Here is a 17,330-nt window from a genome sequence, read left to right as displayed (position 1 = left end):
ACGCTGCCATGTGTGAACTGCTCGGCATGAGCGCCAATGTGCCCACCGACATCCTGTTCAGCTTCACCGGACTGATGCAGCGTGGCGGCCGCACCGGCCCGCACAGCGATGGCTGGGGCATCGGCTTCTACGAAGGGCGCGGGCTGCGCCTGTTCCAGGACCCAACCGCCAGTGCCGACTCCGAGGTGGCGCGCCTGGTACAACGCTATCCGATCAAGAGCAAGGTGGTCATCGGGCATATCCGCCAGGCCAATGCCGGGCCGGTCTCGCTGGCCAACACCCACCCCTTTTCCCGCGAGCTGTGGGGGCGCTACTGGTGCTTCGCCCACAACGGCCAGCTGCGGGATTTCCATGCCGAGGCGGGCTTCTATCGGCCGGTGGGCGAAACCGACAGCGAGGCGGCGTTCTGCGAACTGCTCAACCGGGTTCGCCAGGCCTTTCCCGCCCCGGTGGATGTGACGCTGCTGCTGCCGACGCTGGTGGCCGCCTGCGCCGAGTACCGTGGCAAGGGCGTGTTCAACTGCCTGCTCAGCGATGGCGACTGGCTGTTCAGCTTCTGCACCACCAAGCTGGCGCAGATCACCCGCCGCGCGCCCTTCGGGCCAGCGCGTCTGAAGGATGCCGACGTGACCGTCGATTTTCAGGCGGAAACCAGCCCCGACGACGTGGTGACCGTGCTGGCCACCGAGCCGCTGACCGATAACGAACGCTGGATCGCCCACGAGCCGGGCGACTGGACCCTGTGGCGGCGCGGCGAGTGCATCGCCAGCGGCAAGGCCTGAGCGGCACGCCGCTTGCAGTCGGTTCGCACCTTCAGTCAGGAATCTCTCCATGTTGCGTAGTTACCTGCGTCTGCTGCTGTTTGCCTTCGGCCTGCTGGTGGGGGTGCAGATCCCCGCGTTCATGGATGTCTACACCCAGCGTCTGGAAGCCCACCGCCTGGAATCGGCGCACAGCCTGGAAGGCTTTCGCGACACCGCGCGGCGTTTCTTCGCCGGCGACCTGCAGGCGCTGCTGCGGCATTATCGCGCCAGTGACGATCCGGTGATGCGCAGCGATGCCGGCAGCATCGAGCACCTCGTGGGCCGCGCCGAATTGCTCGACCGCGAGTGGCAGGCCATGCAGGGGCCCTGGTACGCGCGCGCCTGGCACCTGTTCAGCGCCGCCGACCCGCGACTGACCCGTGATGCGTTGCGTGGCTACCAGTACCAGGTACCGCTGGACCCGGCGGCCATCGCCTGGGGTCTGTCCTGCGGCCTGCTGCTGGCGGCGCTGGTGGCAAGCCTGCTGGCCATGCTCGGCTCCCTGCTGTTCACCCGCCGCGTGCGTCCCCTCTGATCTTGCGGCGGGCGCCCGTACCGATCGTAGGAGCGACTTCAGTCGCGAGCTCTTGGCTAAGGCCCGCACGAAGGCCACGGCGCTGAAGCCCCTCGGCATCACTCCACGCGCAGCTCGCCAGTGAACTGCAGCGTTGCCCTGCAGCGTCGGCACAGATAGCGCCGACCCTTGGCGACCAGACCGTGGCGCTGGGCGCTGAACGGGAACAGGCCTTCCGGGCATTGGCAGCGATAGACGTAACGGGTCGCCTTGCGCCGTGGCACGTCGTAGTGATGGCAGCGCTCGGGGGGCAACTGGAACACGCCGCGCATGATTTTCTGCCATTCCTCGCCATGCGGGCGGATGCGCAGGCCGAACAGCTGGTGGGCGACCAGATGGGCGACCTCGTGGGCCACGGTCTGGCGCAGGAAGTGTTCGGTGTTTTCCCGATACAGCTGGGCATTGAAGCGCAGCAGGTTCTCCTGCAGATGCGCGACGCCCGCCTTCTGCCCGCGCAACTGCAGGCTGACCCGCGGGCGGGAGAAGCTGCGCTTGAAGAACGCCTCGGCCTGGCGATAGCACTCTTCGACGCGGGCTTCGAGCAACTGGGGCATGGCGGCCTCTCGGTGGGACAGGCGCGCCAGTATAGAGAAGTCGCGGGGCGCAGGCAGCATGCGCCCCGGCTTGGGTCAGAGCGTGTAGATCGGGCCGATGCCCATGCCCCACAGCACCACCGAGACTGCCAGCATCGCCACCAGCACCACCAGGCCCACCGCCAGCACCGAGCTTGAGAACAGGAAGCCCTCGTCCGGGTGGATGTCCATGAAGGTAGGCAGGCCGACGTACAGCAGATAGGCGGTATAGGCCACCGCCGCCGTGCCGATGATCATGCCCAGCCACAGGCTGGGATACAGCGCCGACAGCCCGGCGATGAACAGCGGCGTGGCCGTATAGGCCGCGAACATCACGCACTGACGCAGGGTCGGGTTGGCGTGGTAGGTGCGGGCCATCCAGTGGATGAACCAGCCCATCACCAGCACACCGACCAGCATGGCCAGGTAGGACAGCACCGCCAGGGGCAGGGCGCTGGCTTCGGTCAGCCGCACCGCCGGGGCGTTGCCGTGGGCCCAGCCGACCCGGGTGGTGCCGATGAAGGCGGAAACGGGCGGGATGGCCGCCAGGACGAACAAGGCATACAGCCGTGGATGGCTGGTCTGCTCCTCGCCGCGGATCTCGCGCCATTCGCTGTTGGGATGGGTGAACAGCCCCCAGACATGATTGATCATGGCCTGCACCTCCTCGTTAGCGGGTCGTCTCCCGTGGCAGTCCGCCAGCGTGCGACCTTGTGTCGCAGTATAGGAGTGCTGGCGAAACGGTTACCGGGGCGCCCGCTGATCCGGATCAGTGGTAATGGCGCTCGAGGATTTCCATGGCGGCGTTGATGCTCTGCAGGTGTTCGGTGCTGCCGCCACGGTCAGGGTGGTGGCGACTGACCAGTTGGCGGTAGCGAAAACGGATGCGCGCCAGGTCCAGCTGCGGTTCATCCTCCAGTTCGAACAGGCGCAGTGCGTCGCGGGTCTGGTCGCCGCCGTTGTCCAGGCGCTTCCAGAAGCTGTCCAGCAGCTGTTCCACATCCGCTTCGGTGGTCGCATACAACTGGTTCATGTCCAGGTAGTAGTCGCGCAACGGGTCGCTTTCGCTCAGCCCCTGGCTGCCGGCCTGGTAGGGCAGCAGGCGAATGCGCAGCGGACTGATTTCCAGATGCCCGGCCTCTTCGCGCCAGAGCCGTTCGCGCAGGCGATACAGGGCGTTGAACACCAGGAAATGGGTGCGGAACAGCACCAGCGGGTCCTGCAGTGAGCGCTGCGACAGGTGCGGGTTGCCATCGGCGCGCAGCGTCTGGATCAACTGGTACTCGCTGCTGCCGCCGGGCGCCGCGCGCAACAGCGTGAGCAGCGTATCGCTGAGGTCGGTGGCGGGAAAGGCGTCGACGGTCATGGGCGGTGGGGTTGGGCGGCGTGGGTGCAGGGGAGCCTAGCACAGGGTCTGAATCCGCAACCGTTGATGACCGACTGTCGGGCTGGGGAAATGGCGGCTTTGCGCGTAAAATGCGCGTCCCTTTCAACCGCCGGGATTTGCCACGCATCATGGGTACGCTGTCCGTCAACCAGAACAAACTGCAGAAACGCCTGCGCCGGCTGGTCGGCGAAGCGGTCGCCGACTTCAACATGATCGAGGACGGCGACAAGATCATGGTCTGTCTGTCCGGTGGCAAGGACAGCTACACGTTGCTGGACATCCTGCTGTACCTGCAGAAGGTGGCGCCGATCCGCTTCGAGATCGTCGCGGTGAACCTCGACCAGAAGCAGCCCGGCTTCCCCGAGCACGTGTTGCCGCAGTACCTGGAATCCATCGGCGTGCCGTACCACATCATCGAGAAGGACACCTATTCGGTGGTGAAGGAGAAGATCCCGGAGGGCAAGACCACCTGCTCGCTGTGCTCGCGCCTGCGTCGCGGCACCCTGTACACCTACGCCGACGAAATCGGCGCGACCAAGATGGCGCTGGGGCACCACCGCGACGACATCCTGGAAACCTTCTTCCTCAATCTGTTCTACGGCGGCACCCTGAAGGCCATGCCACCCAAGCTGCGTTCCGACGATGGCCGCAACGTGGTGATCCGCCCGCTGGCCTACTGCAGCGAGAAGGACATCGAGGCCTACGCGAAACTCCAGGAATTCCCGATCATCCCGTGCAACCTGTGCGGTTCGCAGGAGAACCTGCAGCGTCAGGTGGTCAAGGAGATGCTGCTGGACTGGGAGCGCAAGAGCCCGGGGCGTACCGAGGTGATGTTCCGCGCGCTGCAGAATGTGGCGCCCTCGCAGCTGGCCGACCGCAACCTGTACGACTTCAAGAGCCTGAAGATCGACGAGGCCGCTACGCCACGCTTCATCGATGCGATGAGCATCTGAGGCTTGAACCGGGCCGGTGGATTGCAGTAAGGTCCGGTCCATCGTTTCGGAGAATCCGACCCATGCTCGACCACACCGTATCTTCCGCTTCGCTCGGCGCCCCGCGTGCCCTGGCATGCGGCTGCGCGGTCGAAGCGACTGGTTATTTCTTCTACGGGTATTGGTTTAGCCACTCCGGCGTCTGATACCCAGCAGGCGCCCCGGCAAACAGGGTCGCCTACCGCAACGTTTCACAAGAACCCCCGGTCGGCCACCCGACCGGGGGTTTTGTTTTTCCGGGCCCACAAGGCCGTGCCAACCACATCGAGGACTACACCATGTACCGCTATCTCACTGCTTACCGCTACACCCGTGCCTTCTGGCGATTTAGCCGCGTTGCCGCCGCGCTGACACCACTCGAACGATCGACTCGCTAGTGCCGGGCGGCCCCGCCGCCGGCACACACAAGGAATTTGCCAGATGAACGCTTCCGCCCCACTCGCCGCACTCCAGCCTGCCGTCGCCGCGCGACGCATCGCTCAGCCCCTGCCTTCTCCCGCCCTGCTGCGCCAGCGCCTGCCGCTGGAGCCCGCCCTGGCCGCTCGTGTGCATGATCAGCGCCAGGCCGTTCGCGCGATCCTCGATGGCCGCGACCCGCGCCTGCTGGTAGTGGTCGGTCCCTGCTCCATCCACGATCCCGAGGCCGCCCTGGATTACGCCCGTCGCCTGTCTGATCTGGCGCCCGAGGTGGAGGACCAGTTGCTGCTGGTGATGCGCGCCTACATGGAAAAGCCGCGCACCACGGTCGGTTGGAAAGGGCTGGCCTACGATCCGCACCTGGATGGCAGTCACGCCATGGCGGAAGGGCTCACGCTGTCGCGGCGCCTGATGCTCGACATGCTGGCGCTGGGCCTGCCGCTCGCCACCGAGCTGCTGCAGCCGCTGGTGGCGGGCTACTTCGACGACCTGCTGGCCTGGGCGGCCATCGGCGCGCGCACCAGCGAATCGCAGATCCACCGCGAGCTGGTCAGCGGCCTGGACCTGCCGGTGGGCTTCAAGAACGGCACCGATGGCAGCCTGGGCATCGCCTGTGACGCCATGCGCTCGGCGGCCCACCCGCACAGTCACTTCGGCATCGATGCGCTGGGGCACCCGGCGCTGGTGGAAACCGCCGGCAATCCCGACACCCACCTGGTGCTGCGTGGCGGGCATGCCGGCCCCAACTTCGATGCGGCCAGCGTCGCGGCGGCGCGCGCAGCGCTGGAGAAGCAGGGGATCGCCCCGCGCATCATGGTCGATTGCAGTCATGCCAACAGCGGCAAGGACCCGCTGCGCCAGCCGGCGGTGCTGGCGGAGGTGCTGACCCAACGCCTGGCCGGCGACCGCACGCTGCGGGGCGTCATGCTGGAAAGCCACCTGTTCGACGGCTGCCAGCCGCTGTCCGGTGAATTGCGCTATGGCGTGTCGGTCACCGACGGCTGCCTGGGCTGGAGCGGTACCGAGCAACTATTGCGCGAGGCCGCCAGCCGCCTGCGCGGTTGACCACCCTACGGAGCCGCGTTCGCCCCGTGCGGTTGCCGCAACGGAGCGGACGGGGCACTCTGTGCACCGCTTCGCTCCCCAAGAGACACTTGCCCATGCGTGACTACCGCTGGCTTCACGAATACTGCCTCAACCGCTTCGGCTCTGCCGAGGCGCTGGAGGCGCGGCTGCCAGTGCCGGCGAGCGCCGAGACGCTGCGCGCCGTGCCGGACGACCGCTACCTGTCGCAGATCAGCCTGCGGGTCTTCCGCGCGGGCCTCAAGCACAGCCTGGTGGATGCCAAGTGGCCGGCCTTCGAGGAGGCGTTCTTCGGTTTCGTGCCGCAGAAGGTGGTGCTGATGGGCGCCGAGCACCTGGAGCGGTTGATGGGTGACGCCCGGCTGATTCGCCACGCGGGCAAGCTGGCCAGCGTGCCGAGCAATGCGCAGATGATTCTCGAGATCGCGGCCGAGCACGGCAGCTTCGGCGCCTTCCTGGCCGACTGGCCGGGCGAGGACATCGTCGGCCTGTGGCGTTACCTGGCCAAGCACGGCAACCAGCTGGGCGGGCTGTCCGCGCCGCGTCTGCTGCGCATGGTAGGCAAGGATACCTTCATCCCCAGCGAGGACGTGGTGGCCGCACTCAAGGCCCAGGGCATCGTTGACAAGACGCCGAGCAGCCAGCGCGACCTGGCGGCGGTGCAAGCCGCCTTCAACGCCTGGCGAGCGGAGAGTGGTCGGCCGCTGTGCCAGTTGTCGATGATGCTGGCGCTGACCGTCAATCACTGAAACGGGCGCATTGGCGTTGTTGTGCTAACCGCTTCGGTCAAATACCGTTGATCGATAGTTTTTGAAAATCGATCCCTGGGTAGGCATAGTCCGCGCACTGTTTTTTGCCATGACACGATCGAGCCATGCCCAACCGCCTTGCTGCCCTCGTGCCCCTCGCCCTCGCCACGCTCCTCGTGGGCTGCGCCACGACGCCTGCCCAGTCGCTCCCCGAACCCACGGCCCTGCGTGAAGCCCACACCCGTCTGGCGGACCTCGAGTCCGAACTGGAAGACGCACGCCAGTTGGCGCTGGAGCAGCGCCAGCAGGAGCGCCGGGTGGAACGCCTGCTGGATCGCGGCCTTCAACTGGTCGGTACCCGCTATCGCTATGGTGGTACCTCGGTCAAGAGTGGTTTCGACTGCAGTGGCTTCATTGGCTACCTGTTCCACAACGAGGCGGGCATTCGTCTGCCGCGCTCCACGCGTCAGATGATTCGCTACGATGCCCCCAAGGTCGCCCGCGAGGAGCTACAGCCCGGCGACATCGTGTTCTTCAGCACCCGTCGCCACGGGCGCGTGGATCATGCCGGCATCTATATCGGCGACAACCGCTTCGTCCATTCCGCCAGCCGCCGCAGCGGCGTGCGGGTGGACCGACTCGACCAGGGCTACTGGGCGCCGCGCTACCTGCAAGCCAAGCGCGTGCTGGGCAGCGAGCCGCAGCCCCTGAATCTGGCCCGGCTGGAGCGCTGATCGTGGCTGAGGCCACTCCTGCAGCAGCGGCGCCCCGCACGAGCCTGTAGGAGCGACTTCAGTCGCGTGAGGCCTGCACAAACGCCGCGCGGGCCACCCCGGGTTGCTCTCGCCGTCAACACTGGGCAAAGTGATTGCTCTCTCGTCCGAGGAGCCCGCAATGTCCACCGCAGTTCGCCTACTGCTCTGGCCTGTCCTGTTCGGCCTGCTGGCTGCCTGTTCCTCCCATCAGCCGGATTCTGGCGTCGTCTATACCGCGCGCTCGGCCTCTGCACAGCCCAGCGACGTGCTGTTCCGTGCCATCGGCCTGGTGGGCACGCCGTACCGCTGGGGTGGCAACACGCCGGAAAGCGGCTTCGATTGCAGCGGGCTGATCGGCTTCGTCTATCGGGATGCCGCGGGTATCGTGCTGCCGCGTACCACGCGCCAGCTGGGCGAGCTCGGCGTTCCGGCGGTAAAGCGTCAGGCGCTGCAACCGGGCGATCTGGTGCTTTTCGCCACCAGCGGTTGGGGGAAGGTCAGCCACGCGGGCATCTATGTGGGCGAGGGGCGTTTCGTGCATGCGCCCTCCTCGGGGGGGACGGTGCGCCTGGACAGTCTGTCCAATCGGTATTGGGCGAAGGCCTTTATTGGCGGCAAACGGCTAATTGACGACAAAGAGCTGGCACATCGCTGACGTTACGACCAAAGAATGACCATTTCTGTCGCCCTTCCGGGCGGCATTCTTCCCTAGCTCTCCTATAATGCCGCCCGTTTGTGCAGTAGCGTCCAGGCCCGTATCCGGGCCGCGCCAAACGGAAATAAGGGATCAGTTCGCGGCGGGTCCGCGAGTACCACAAGGAGCCGCCTCATGAGCCTGTTTTGGTGGCAGGAACCCTGTCAGTCGCTGGACCATGTCGCCTTGCGCAAGGCCACCGAGCGCCAGCGTCGCCAGCTCAAGCCGGTCCGCGCCCTTGGCCGGCTGGAACCCGTCGTGATCCGTCTTGCTGCCCAGCAGGGGAGGGAGCTGCCCCAGCTGTCCCGCCTGGGATGCTATCTGTTCGTCGCCGACCATGGTGTGGCCGAAGTGGGTGTGTCGGCCGTGCCGCGCCCGGTAACCGGCATGATGCTCGGCAATCTTGCCGAGGGTGTGTCGACGTTGGCCATCCTGGCCAGGCGGCTGGATGCCACGCTGGACATCATCGATCTGGGTACCGTGCGTCCCTCGACAGGGCTGCCGGGGGTGCGCCATCTGCAACTGGCCGCCGGTACGCGCAACTTCCTGGTCGAGGATGCCATGACGCCGGCGCAGTGCCTGGTCGCCCTGCAATCCGGGCGCGAAGCGGCAGAGCGTGCGATGGCCGCCAATCTCGACCTGTTCATCGGCGGTGCCCTGGGGGTGGGGTCCAGCACGGCCGCCAGTGCGCTGGCCTGTGCCTTGCTTGGCTGCCCCGCGGAGCTGATGGTCGGTCCCGGCTGTGGACTGGACGCCGCCGGCGTGGCGCGCAAACGAACCCTCATCGAAGCAGCCCTGGAGCGGCACGAGGCCTCGCTGGCCAATCCGCTGGGTCTGCTGCAGAGCCTCGGCGGCTTCGAGATCGCCGCGTTGACCGGTGCCTACCTGGGCTGCGCCCAGCTGGGCGTGCCAGTGCTGGTGGATGGTTTTGTCAGCACCGTCGCCGCCTTGCTGGCCACTCACTTGAATCCCCGATGCCGCCCCTGGTTGCTGTTCTCCCATTGCACCGCCGAACCGGGCCACCACTGGTTGCTGGATGCGCTCAAGGCCGAGCCGTTGTTGCAGCTGGACCTGCTGCTCGGCGACGGCAGCGGCGCCGCCCTGGCGGTGCCCATGCTGCAGGCGGCGTGTGCGCTGCATGCCGAGTTGGTGACCCTGGATGAAGGCCTGAAGCACATGGCGGCGCCGGAAGAGTCCGCGCCGGCGCGGCAGGTGGGCGGCTGACGTTAGGCCAGTGGCAGGTCGAGGGTGGCGATGAAGCCGCCTTCGGGATGATTGGCCAGCAAGAGTTGCCCACCATGACGTTCGGCCGCCCGGCGAGCAATGGCCAGACCCAGGCCGTAGCCCGCAGCGGCCTGGCCCGGTGCCCGGAAGAACGGTTCGCCGAGTTGGCCCAGATGCTCGTCCGGAACACCGGGGCCATGGTCGCGCACGCTCAATACCAGACGACCCTGGTGCCGCTCGGCGCGCACCTCGACGGGCTGGCCTTGTGGACCGAAGCGCAATGCGTTGCGCAGCAGATTGTCTACCGCCCGCTCCAGCATGTCCGGCCAACCCAGCAGGGTCAGGCCGGGCTCCATCTCGAGGCGGATTTCCTGCTCGGGTGCTGTCAGCCGCGCGTCGTCGCGCAGCCGGCCGAGCAGCTCGGCCACGTCGATGGCATGGCTGGCACCGGGGTTGCTGTCGAGGCGGGCCAGGGCCAGGATTTCGCTGATCAGTGCCTCGAGGCGATCGCACTCCTGATTCAGGCGTGGCCAGAGCCTGGCCCGCTCTGCGTCGTCGGCCCGTTCCGACAGCGCCAGGGCGATGCGCAGGCGCGCCAACGGCGAGCGCAGCTCATGGGAAACGTCGCGCAGCAATTGGCGCTGGCTGTTGATCAGCCCCTGCAGGCGTTCGCCCATGCGGTTGAAGTCGCCGGCCAGCACGCCGAATTCATCCTTGCGCGCCGCCAGCGCCGCCAGGCTGTTCTGCTGATAGGTCGTCTGTCCCAGGTCGTGCACCGCGCTGCGCAGGCGGTTGAGCGGCCGGCTGATGGCCAGGGTCAGCAGCAGGCTGAACAGGGTGAGCACCACCAGCGCGATGCCCAGCGCACTCAGCGGCCAGAGCAGGCTGTCGCGATGCCAGGCGGCCAGTTCCGTATGGGGAATGCGGTACAGAAAGAGGTAGGTATCGCCCGTCTGCGGACTGGTGTAATCGGTTCCCAGGCGCCGCCAGGGTAGGTGCTGCCCGCGGGCCCGGGGGCCTTCCAGAGCGGCGATGCGACGTGGCGTGGTGCCGCGCAGCAACGGCTCGCCACTGTCGTCGAACACCTGCACGTCGATACGGTGTTCGCGGCGCACGGCTTCGAGGAACTGCTGGGCCCTGGCCGCCCCCTGTCTTTCATAGATCTGGGTCCAGCGCTCGGCGAGGTCCTTGACCACCGGATGGCGCGCCAGGATCCACGAATCCTGATTCAGGGTGCGGCCCAGCAGCAGCGACAGGCCGGCCACCAGGGCCAGGGCCAGCCAGAAGCTCGCCAGGATTCGCCAGAAGATCGAGCGCACGGCATTCTCCGGAAGCAAAAATGCCGGTCAGGCTGTGACCTGACCGGCGTTACGGTGGGTGTGGATATTACCGGGCTTTGGCCTTGTCGGCCTTCCACTCCTGGAACTCGCTCCACTCGGCCTGGCGCTCGTCCATGGCCTTGCGCATCTCGTCGAAGCGCTTCTGCTGTTCGGGTGTCAGCAGCTTGCGCACTTCCTGCTGGCGCTTCTCGCGGTTGTCGCGCATTTCCTTCTGCATGGCTTCGCGCTCTTTCTGCGGCAGCTTGTCCAGGTAGCGCTGGTTGATTTCCCAATGAGCCTTGTGCTGTTCGCCCATGATGCGGCGCATCTCGCGGCGCTGCTCGCGGGTCAGGTCGAGGTCGCGCATGCCGCCATCATGCTTGCCGTGGAAGCCCTTGTGTTGCATGCCTTGCATGGCCTCCGGGCCGCAGGGGGCCGACGGGCCGGGCATGGCCAGGGCGGCGGCGGGGAGGGCGGCGGCGATCAGCAGGGCAGCGAGAGTCTTGCGCATGAGTACATCCTCTTCAGTCGTTCCGGCGATTCCGGATGAGCCCAGTCTAAGGATGTGAAGGTCAGGCGCGGTCAGCCGACGGTAAAGCCTGGGTAAAGGAAGCGCCGCGCGATCAGCGGGGCTGGCGGCTGTAGTAGTAGCCGCGGCTGCGCAGCGCGAGGATGCGCGGGCTGCCGTCCGGGTGCGGGCCGAGTTTCTTGCGCAGGTTGCTGACGTGCATGTCCAGGCTGCGGTCGTAGAGCGTCAGCTTGCGGCCGAGGGCCAGCTGGGCGAGCTCCTGCTTGTCCAGCGGCTCGCCCGGCTGCGCGAGCAGGGCTTCGAGCAGCCGGCCTTCGGATACCGTCAGGCTGACCTCGTGCTCGCCGATGCGTGCCACGCCACGCGCGGGGCTGAAGGTCAGGTCGTCCAGCTCCAACTGGCTGGGCGCGCTCGGCGCCACGCTGCGGCGCAGCACGGCGCGCAGGCGGGCGGTCAGTTCGCGGGGATCGCAGGGCTTGGCCAGATAATCGTCGGCGCCCAGCTCCAGGCCAAGAATGCGGTCCAGCGGTTCGCCACGCGCCGAAAGCATCAGCACCGGCAGCTCGGCATGCCGACTGCGCAGCTGCTTGAGCAGCTCCAGGCCGCTGCCGTCGGGCAGCATCACGTCCAACACCACGGCGGCGGGCGCGTTCTGCGCCAGCTCCGCGCGCGCGCTTTGCCCATCGTGGCAGGCGCGCACCTCGAAGCCTTCCTGGCGCAGCCAACTTGCCAGCAGCTCGCAGAGCTCCTGGTCGTCGTCGATCAGCAGCACATGGCTCATGGCGTCAGGGGAAGACCTGCTTGAACGGTTTGACGATGACGTCGGCGTACACGCCGGCATCTCGATAGGGATCGGCGGCCGCCCAGTCACGCGCGGTCTGCAGGGAGTCGAACTCGGCGACCACCAGGCTGCCGGTGAAGCCTTCGCCGTCCTCGGCCGGGTGCGGGCCGGCCAGCACCAGGCGGCCCTCGTCCTTCAGCTGTTGCAGGCGCGCCAGATGGGCCGGACGGGCGGCCAGGCGCTGTTCCAGGGTGCCAGGTACATCGGTGGCGATAATGGCGTACAGCATGTTCAATCCTCGCCCTGCTTGGGGGCGTCGTGTTGCAGATGGCGCGCCAGGAAGATGCCCTGACCGACCAGGAACAGCAGGGTCATGCCCAGGCTGCCGAAGACCTTGAAGTCCACCCAGATGTCATGGAAGGTGAAGGCCACGAACAGGTTGGCGAAGCCGCTGATCAGGAAAAACACCACCCAGGCCAGGTTCAGGCGCACCCACAGGTGCTGCGGCAGGCTGATGGCGTGGCCCATGATGCGCTGCACCAGCGGGCGGTCGCCGATGAAATGCGTGGCGGCGAAGGCCGTGGCGAACAGCCAGTTGACCACGGGGGCTTTCCACTTGAGGAAGGTCTCGCTGTGGAAGGCCAGCGTCATGCCGCCGAACACCAGGCAGGCGAGGAGGGTCAACCACTGGCCCTTCTCCAGTTTTTTCTGTTGCACGAAGAGCAGGCCGTAGACGATCACCGAGCTGGCGATCAGCACGGCGGTGGCGCTGAAGATGCCGCCGAGCTCGATGCTCTGGCCGGCCAGTTCGACGCTGCGCGGGTCCATCTTGTAGACGATGAAGAACAGGATCAGCGGAATGAAATCGATCAGTTGTTTCACAGTGGCAGCCAGGCGCGGGATGACGCGGCATAATAACAAACATGACTGAATGCGAAAGCGGCCTCCTGAAGGTCGACCTGCACTGCCACAGCACTGCTTCCGACGGCGTATTCGCGCCCGCCGATGTGGTGGCGCGCGCCCATGCCTGCGGCGTGGGCCTGCTGGCCCTGACCGATCACGACACCCTGGACGGCCTGGACGAAGCCCGTGCCGCAGCCGAGCGGCTGGGCATGCGCTTCGTCAACGGCGTTGAGCTGTCCTGCCTGTGGGGTGGCGCCACCATTCATGTGCTGGGTTACGGCTTCGACCGCCAGGCGCCAGCACTGTGTGCGGCGCTGGAAGACTTGCGCCTGGCGCGCTGGAGCCGCGCCGAGGAGATCGCCCGACGCCTGGCGGCCAAGGGCATGCCCGGCGCGCTGGAGGGCGCCCGGGCGATCCAGCATGAGCTGGGCGACGGTCAGAATGCCCCGGGGCGACCGCATTTCGCCGAATTCCTGCTGCGCGCCGGGCATGTGCGCGATCGTTCCGAGGCGTTCCGCAAGTGGCTGGGCGCCGGCAAGCTGGGTGACGTGAAACAGCACTGGCCGAGCCTGGAGCAGACAGTGGCGACCCTGCGTGCCGCCGGCGCCTGGGTCAGCCTGGCCCATCCGCGCCAGTACGACTTCACCCGCAGCAAGCGGCGTCGGCTGGTCAGCGAATTCATTGCCGCCGGCGGCCAGGCGCTGGAAGTGGTCAATGGCCTGCAGCCCGCCGAGCAGGTCGGCAGCCTGGCCATCCTGGCCCGCGAGTTCGGTCTGCTGGCCAGTATCGGCAGCGATTTCCATGCGCCGGCCCAGTGGGCCGAGCTGGGACTTTATCGCCCTCTGCCGGAAGATCTGTCGCCATTGTGGCTGCGTTTCAGCGACAGTCCGCCCAGGGCCGTGCATTGAGCAAGGGAGAGGTCATGAGCCAGTTTTTCCAGATCCACCCGGAGAATCCCCAGCCGCGGCTGATCAAGCAGGCCGCGGAAATCCTGCGCGCCGGCGGGGTGATCGTCTACCCGACCGACTCCTCCTACGCGCTGGGCTGCCAGTTGGGCGACAAGGGCGCGCTGGAGCGCATCCGTCGCCTGCGCCGGCTGGACGACAAACACAACTTCACCCTGGTGTGCTGCGACCTCTCGCAGCTGGGCATCTTCGCCAAGGTGGACACCGGCGCGTTCCGGCTGCTGAAGACGCATACCCCGGGCCCCTACACCTTCATCCTCGACGCCACCCGCGAAGTGCCGCGCATGCTGCTGCACCCCAAGCGCCGCACCATCGGCCTGCGCGTGCCGGCCCACCCGATTGCCCAGGCGCTGCTGCGCGAGCTGGATGCGCCGCTGATGTCGGTGAGCCTGATCATGCCCGGCGAGGACCTGCCGCTCAGTGATCCCTACGACATGCGCGGCCTGCTGGAACATCATGTCGATCTGATCATCGACGGCGGCTTCGGTGGCCTGGAGGCGTCGACGGTGGTCAACCTGACCGGCGACAGGCCCGAGGTGGCGCGGGTCGGCTGCGGCGATCCGGCGCCGTTCCAGGAAAGCGCCTGACGCCATGACGTCGATCGAGGCGCAGGCCGCCATCCCCGTTCCGGAACAGTTGCCGCTGGCGCTGGTATACGGCGAGGCCGTCACCGAAATGCCCCAGGACCTGTACATCCCGCCGGATGCCCTGGAGGTGTTCCTCGAAGCGTTCGAGGGGCCGCTGGACCTGCTGCTCTACCTGATCCGCAAGCAGAACATCGACATCCTCGACATCCCGGTGGCGGAGATCACCCGCCAGTACATGGGGTATGTCGAACTGATGAAGGTCGCGCGCCTGGAGCTGGCCGCCGAGTACCTGGTGATGGCCGCCATGCTGGCGGAGATCAAGTCGCGCATGCTGCTGCCGCGCTCTAGCGAAGAAGATGAGGACGAGGAGGACCCGCGTGCCGAACTGATCCGCCGCCTGCAGGAGTACGAGCGCTTCAAGGCCGCCGCCGAGGACCTCGACGAGCTGCCGCGCCTGGGCCGCGATCTGCATGTGCCGCGTCTGGAAGCGCCGCAGGCGCGGGCGCGCATGCTGCTGCCGCAGGTCGAGCTGTCCGAGCTGCTGCTGGCCATGGCCGAGGTGCTGCGTCGCGCCGATATGTTCGAAAGCCACCAGGTGACCCGCGAGGCGCTGTCCACCCGCGAGCGCATGAGTGAAGTGCTGGAGCGCCTGCGCGACGGGCACTTCGTGCCGTTCGTCCAGCTGTTCCGGGTGGAGGAGGGCCGCCTGGGTGTGGTGGTGACCTTCATGGCCATTCTCGAACTCATCAAGGAATCCCTGGTCGAGCTGGTGCAGAACGAACCCTTCGCCCCCATCCACGTCCGCGTCCGCGCAGAGGCCGAGCAAGCATGAACCTGTCCGACCCGAACGATCTGGCCACCCTGCTGGAAGCCCTGCTGCTGGCAGCTGGCAAGCCCTTGTCACTGGAGCGCATGAGCGAGCTGTTCGACGAGGCCGAGCGTCCGGATGCCGCCCAGCTGCGTGCGGCGCTGGAGGTGCTGGGCCAGCGTTGCGAAGGGCGCGCCTTCGAGCTGAAGGAAGTCGCCAGCGGCTACCGCCTGCAGGTGCGCGAGCGCTTCGCCCCATGGGTCGGCCGCCTGTGGGAGGAGCGCCCGCAACGCTATTCCCGCGCGCTGCTGGAAACCCTGGCGTTGATCGCCTACCGCCAGCCGATTACCCGGGGCGAGATCGAGGATATCCGCGGCGTGCAGGTCAGCAGCCAGATCGTCAAGACCCTGCAGGAGCGCGAGTGGATCCGCGTCGTCGGTTATCGCGAGGTGCCCGGCCGGCCGGCGATGCTGGCCACCACCAAGGCCTTTCTGGACCATTTTAACCTGAGCAGCCTGGATGCGCTGCCGCCGCTGGCCGAACTGCGCGCCATGGAGCCGGAGCCGACGCCGGTACAGGATGACGAGCTGCCGGTGCCGGCGGGCCTGCAAGCCCGTGCCGACGTTGCCGGCGCGGACGAGGAGGGGGGCTCGCCGGCGGCGGGCGAGATCAGCTTCCGCACCTTGTTGGCCGAACTGGACGAGATGGAGCAGGGGCTCAAGACCGATTTCGACGACCTGCTCGAAGAGACTGTCGAGTCATCCGAAGGGGCTGATGAAGAGGATCCATCGTTCGAACCTGGGCGCTGATCGCGCTTTTGTGCCGGCCTTTTGACACATTATGATGTCATATTGCAGTCAGTCACCCAGGGCGTTAGGGTGGCGCGAGTTGATAGATCAGGGAATGACAATTGGGCAATGCGCTTCGCTTACGACTTGAGGATGTACCCACCAACCCCTATGCGGAACAGCTGGAACGCGGCTTCCGGTGGCTGAGCTTCACGCCGGAACTGGAGGCGGAGTACCAGCGTTACCAGCTTGACCACACGTTTGCGCTGCGGCGCATTGCCTTGCTGGTCTGTGTCCTGATCCTGCTGGTGCAGGGGCTGCTGGACTTCCGTTTCATTGCCCCGCCGGTGCTCTGGTGGGTGCTGGCCGTGCGCGCCGGGGTGCTGGTGTTGCTGCTGGCCTGTGTTGGCCTGGTGCTGCAGCGCCGCCATATCGTCCTGCTGGGTCCGCTCACCCTGGTCTGTGTGCTGGCCATGGGCCTCGGCACCGCCGTGGTGGTGGTGATGGCGCAATGGGTCTTCCCCGGCTATCCCTCCGAAGGCCTGCTGCTGATCTGTCTGGGCAGCTATTTTCTGGCCGGCCTGCGCCTACCCGAAGCCATCGGGGTCTCCCTCGCCATCCTGCTCGGCTATGCAGCGCTGGAGTTCACCATCGGTACCCAGAGCTCGCTGCTGTCGCAGCTGCTGTATCTGCTGTTCGGTAACCTGATCGGCGCGGTGGGCTGCTACCAGCTCGAATACAAGTCCCGGGAGCAGTTCCTGATCCGCTGCCTGTTGCGCCAGCTGGCCGATCACGACAGCCTCACAGGCCTGCACAACCGGCGCAGCTTCCACCGTCACCTGGATGCCCTGTGGCGCCAGAGCCAGCGCGAGGGACAGCCGCTGGCGATGCTGCTGGGCGACATCGATCACTTCAAGCGCTACAACGACTGCTACGGTCACCAGGCCGGCGACGAGACGCTGCAGCAGGTGGCCCGGCTGTTCGAGCAGGCCGCGCGCCGGCCGCTGGACATGGCGGTGCGTCTGGGCGGTGAGGAGTTCGCCCTGCTGTTGTATGGCAGCACTGCCCACGATGCCCGCGAACGGGCCGAAGCCCTGTGCGCGCGGTTACGCAATCTGGCCATCGAACACGCGGCGTCGCCCTCCGGCGTGGTGACGCTGTCGCTCGGTGGCGTCAGCATTGTCAACGGCGACGTGTTGCGCTCGATCGACGAGCTGTACGTGCGGGCCGACCAGGCGCTGTACCGGGCCAAGGCGTCCGGCCGCAACCGTGTGGTGATGGCCAGCGACCGGCTGGATCTGGAGCCGGAGGTCGATCTGGATCGCGACGACTTCCGCCAGGACCTCTGAGACGTGTACAGACCTGCGGCGTCGAGCGACGACACAACCCCCTCAACAGGA

21 protein-coding genes are annotated in these 17,330 nt (G+C 66.8%); 13 read left to right on the top strand and 8 right to left on the bottom strand.

Annotation, left to right across the window (positions count from 1 at the left end):
- Window positions 1-8: 8 nt before the first annotated feature.
- Both SF06_RS07285 and SF06_RS07280 read left to right on the top strand, forming a co-directional pair.
- Window positions 9-782: a class II glutamine amidotransferase gene (locus SF06_RS07285; protein WP_027590660.1), complete on the top strand. Its 774-nt coding sequence runs from the start codon at window positions 9-11 to the stop codon at window positions 780-782.
- A gap of 49 nt (window positions 783-831) precedes the next feature.
- On the top strand, window positions 832-1,338 hold the full coding sequence (locus SF06_RS07280; RefSeq protein WP_039560489.1) for a DUF2937 family protein: 507 nt from the start codon (window positions 832-834) through the stop codon (window positions 1,336-1,338).
- A gap of 98 nt (window positions 1,339-1,436) precedes the next feature.
- Here the strand turns inward: SF06_RS07280 and SF06_RS07275 are convergent, their stop codons facing one another.
- The 3 genes from SF06_RS07275 to SF06_RS07265 form a co-directional block, all read right to left on the bottom strand.
- Entirely contained in the window at window positions 1,437-1,931 is a 495-nt protein-coding gene (locus SF06_RS07275) for a SprT family zinc-dependent metalloprotease (RefSeq protein WP_039560486.1), read from the bottom strand.
- A 75-nt stretch (window positions 1,932-2,006) separates the two neighbouring features.
- Window positions 2,007-2,603: a Yip1 family protein gene (locus SF06_RS07270; RefSeq protein WP_039560485.1), complete on the bottom strand. Its 597-nt coding sequence runs from the start codon at window positions 2,601-2,603 to the stop codon at window positions 2,007-2,009.
- A 115-nt stretch (window positions 2,604-2,718) separates the two neighbouring features.
- Entirely contained in the window at window positions 2,719-3,315 is a 597-nt protein-coding gene (locus tag SF06_RS07265) for a DNA-J related domain-containing protein (RefSeq protein WP_039560484.1), read from the bottom strand.
- 149 nt (window positions 3,316-3,464) lie between these two features.
- Here SF06_RS07265 and ttcA point away from each other — a divergent pair, with 149 nt between their 5' ends.
- From ttcA to cobT, 6 genes are all read left to right on the top strand, one after another.
- Window positions 3,465-4,289 (top strand): tRNA 2-thiocytidine(32) synthetase TtcA, encoded by an 825-nt coding sequence (gene ttcA, locus SF06_RS07260; RefSeq protein ID WP_027590665.1) that lies wholly within the window; start codon window positions 3,465-3,467, stop codon window positions 4,287-4,289.
- Window positions 4,290-4,748: 459 nt separating this feature from the next.
- Complete coding sequence (locus SF06_RS07255) at window positions 4,749-5,810, top strand: 3-deoxy-7-phosphoheptulonate synthase (RefSeq protein WP_039560483.1); 1,062 nt, start codon at window positions 4,749-4,751, stop codon at window positions 5,808-5,810.
- A 95-nt stretch (window positions 5,811-5,905) separates the two neighbouring features.
- Window positions 5,906-6,577, top strand: coding sequence for a DNA-3-methyladenine glycosylase I (locus tag SF06_RS07250; RefSeq protein WP_039560481.1), 672 nt, complete (start codon window positions 5,906-5,908; stop codon window positions 6,575-6,577).
- Window positions 6,578-6,702: 125 nt separating this feature from the next.
- The gene (locus SF06_RS07245) at window positions 6,703-7,311 is read left to right on the top strand and encodes a C40 family peptidase (protein ID WP_039560480.1); all 609 of its coding nucleotides are present in this window, start codon (window positions 6,703-6,705) and stop codon (window positions 7,309-7,311) included.
- Between the two features lie 160 nt (window positions 7,312-7,471).
- The gene (locus SF06_RS07240) at window positions 7,472-7,987 is read left to right on the top strand and encodes a C40 family peptidase (protein WP_039560479.1); all 516 of its coding nucleotides are present in this window, start codon (window positions 7,472-7,474) and stop codon (window positions 7,985-7,987) included.
- Between the two features lie 174 nt (window positions 7,988-8,161).
- Complete coding sequence (gene cobT, locus SF06_RS07235; RefSeq protein WP_065365675.1) at window positions 8,162-9,250, top strand: nicotinate-nucleotide--dimethylbenzimidazole phosphoribosyltransferase; 1,089 nt, start codon at window positions 8,162-8,164, stop codon at window positions 9,248-9,250.
- Window positions 9,251-9,252: 2 nt separating this feature from the next.
- On the opposite strand, the gene SF06_RS07230 is transcribed toward cobT, so the two are convergent.
- The 5 genes from SF06_RS07230 to SF06_RS07210 all read right to left on the bottom strand — a co-directional run bounded on the left by SF06_RS07230 (window position 9,253) and on the right by SF06_RS07210 (window position 12,761).
- Window positions 9,253-10,569 (bottom strand): sensor histidine kinase, encoded by a 1,317-nt coding sequence (locus tag SF06_RS07230; RefSeq protein ID WP_027590670.1) that lies wholly within the window; start codon window positions 10,567-10,569, stop codon window positions 9,253-9,255.
- Window positions 10,570-10,636: 67 nt separating this feature from the next.
- A complete protein-coding gene (locus SF06_RS07225) occupies window positions 10,637-11,080 on the bottom strand; it encodes a Spy/CpxP family protein refolding chaperone (RefSeq protein WP_039560478.1) in 444 nt (147 codons plus the stop codon).
- A gap of 112 nt (window positions 11,081-11,192) precedes the next feature.
- Window positions 11,193-11,879, bottom strand: a complete 687-nt coding sequence (locus SF06_RS07220) for a response regulator transcription factor (protein WP_039560477.1) — start codon at window positions 11,877-11,879, stop codon at window positions 11,193-11,195.
- 4 nt (window positions 11,880-11,883) lie between these two features.
- Entirely contained in the window at window positions 11,884-12,168 is a 285-nt protein-coding gene (locus tag SF06_RS07215; RefSeq protein WP_039560475.1) for a YciI family protein, read from the bottom strand.
- A 2-nt stretch (window positions 12,169-12,170) separates the two neighbouring features.
- The gene (locus tag SF06_RS07210; protein ID WP_027590674.1) at window positions 12,171-12,761 is read right to left on the bottom strand and encodes a septation protein A; all 591 of its coding nucleotides are present in this window, start codon (window positions 12,759-12,761) and stop codon (window positions 12,171-12,173) included.
- Between the two features lie 65 nt (window positions 12,762-12,826).
- Here SF06_RS07210 and SF06_RS07205 point away from each other — a divergent pair, with 65 nt between their 5' ends.
- The 5 genes from SF06_RS07205 to SF06_RS07185 all read left to right on the top strand — a co-directional run bounded on the left by SF06_RS07205 (window position 12,827) and on the right by SF06_RS07185 (window position 17,279).
- A complete protein-coding gene (locus tag SF06_RS07205; protein WP_039560532.1) occupies window positions 12,827-13,690 on the top strand; it encodes a PHP domain-containing protein in 864 nt (287 codons plus the stop codon).
- A 14-nt stretch (window positions 13,691-13,704) separates the two neighbouring features.
- Window positions 13,705-14,334, top strand: a complete 630-nt coding sequence (locus tag SF06_RS07200; protein ID WP_027590676.1) for an L-threonylcarbamoyladenylate synthase — start codon at window positions 13,705-13,707, stop codon at window positions 14,332-14,334.
- 4 nt (window positions 14,335-14,338) lie between these two features.
- A complete protein-coding gene (locus SF06_RS07195) occupies window positions 14,339-15,166 on the top strand; it encodes a segregation and condensation protein A (RefSeq protein WP_051587446.1) in 828 nt (275 codons plus the stop codon).
- Window positions 15,163-15,951: an SMC-Scp complex subunit ScpB gene (gene scpB, locus SF06_RS07190; RefSeq protein WP_037009009.1), complete on the top strand. Its 789-nt coding sequence runs from the start codon at window positions 15,163-15,165 to the stop codon at window positions 15,949-15,951. Before SF06_RS07195 ends, scpB begins: the two co-directional genes overlap by 4 nt.
- Window positions 15,952-16,052: 101 nt before the next feature.
- Window positions 16,053-17,279 (top strand): GGDEF domain-containing protein, encoded by a 1,227-nt coding sequence (locus SF06_RS07185; protein WP_065365674.1) that lies wholly within the window; start codon window positions 16,053-16,055, stop codon window positions 17,277-17,279.
- The last annotated feature ends 51 nt before the right edge of the window (window positions 17,280-17,330 follow it).

This window comes from Pseudomonas flexibilis (assembly GCF_000802425.1).
Lineage (GTDB): Bacteria > Pseudomonadota > Gammaproteobacteria > Pseudomonadales > Pseudomonadaceae > Serpens > Serpens flexibilis.
The sequence above is the reverse complement of the archived record's forward strand: the minus strand, read 5'-3'. Positions and strand labels throughout refer to the sequence as shown.

Bases quoted from the DNA above. Each gene is read 5' to 3' on its own strand.
- SF06_RS07285 (WP_027590660.1), top strand. From the start codon at position 9: ATGTGTGAACTGCTCGGCATGAGCGCCAATGTGCCCACCGACATCCTG.
- SF06_RS07280 (WP_039560489.1), top strand. From the start codon at position 832: ATGTTGCGTAGTTACCTGCGTCTGCTGCTGTTTGCCTTCGGCCTGCTG.
- SF06_RS07275 (WP_039560486.1), bottom strand. From the start codon at position 1,931: ATGCCCCAGTTGCTCGAAGCCCGCGTCGAAGAGTGCTATCGCCAGGCC.
- SF06_RS07270 (WP_039560485.1), bottom strand. From the start codon at position 2,603: ATGATCAATCATGTCTGGGGGCTGTTCACCCATCCCAACAGCGAATGG.
- SF06_RS07265 (WP_039560484.1), bottom strand. From the start codon at position 3,315: ATGACCGTCGACGCCTTTCCCGCCACCGACCTCAGCGATACGCTGCTC.
- ttcA (WP_027590665.1), top strand. From the start codon at position 3,465: ATGGGTACGCTGTCCGTCAACCAGAACAAACTGCAGAAACGCCTGCGC.
- SF06_RS07255 (WP_039560483.1), top strand. From the start codon at position 4,749: ATGAACGCTTCCGCCCCACTCGCCGCACTCCAGCCTGCCGTCGCCGCG.
- SF06_RS07250 (WP_039560481.1), top strand. From the start codon at position 5,906: ATGCGTGACTACCGCTGGCTTCACGAATACTGCCTCAACCGCTTCGGC.
- SF06_RS07245 (WP_039560480.1), top strand. From the start codon at position 6,703: ATGCCCAACCGCCTTGCTGCCCTCGTGCCCCTCGCCCTCGCCACGCTC.
- SF06_RS07240 (WP_039560479.1), top strand. From the start codon at position 7,472: ATGTCCACCGCAGTTCGCCTACTGCTCTGGCCTGTCCTGTTCGGCCTG.
- cobT (WP_065365675.1), top strand. From the start codon at position 8,162: ATGAGCCTGTTTTGGTGGCAGGAACCCTGTCAGTCGCTGGACCATGTC.
- SF06_RS07225 (WP_039560478.1), bottom strand. From the start codon at position 11,080: ATGCGCAAGACTCTCGCTGCCCTGCTGATCGCCGCCGCCCTCCCCGCC.
- SF06_RS07220 (WP_039560477.1), bottom strand. From the start codon at position 11,879: ATGAGCCATGTGCTGCTGATCGACGACGACCAGGAGCTCTGCGAGCTG.
- SF06_RS07215 (WP_039560475.1), bottom strand. From the start codon at position 12,168: ATGCTGTACGCCATTATCGCCACCGATGTACCTGGCACCCTGGAACAG.
- SF06_RS07200 (WP_027590676.1), top strand. From the start codon at position 13,705: ATGAGCCAGTTTTTCCAGATCCACCCGGAGAATCCCCAGCCGCGGCTG.
- SF06_RS07195 (WP_051587446.1), top strand. From the start codon at position 14,339: ATGACGTCGATCGAGGCGCAGGCCGCCATCCCCGTTCCGGAACAGTTG.
- scpB (WP_037009009.1), top strand. From the start codon at position 15,163: ATGAACCTGTCCGACCCGAACGATCTGGCCACCCTGCTGGAAGCCCTG.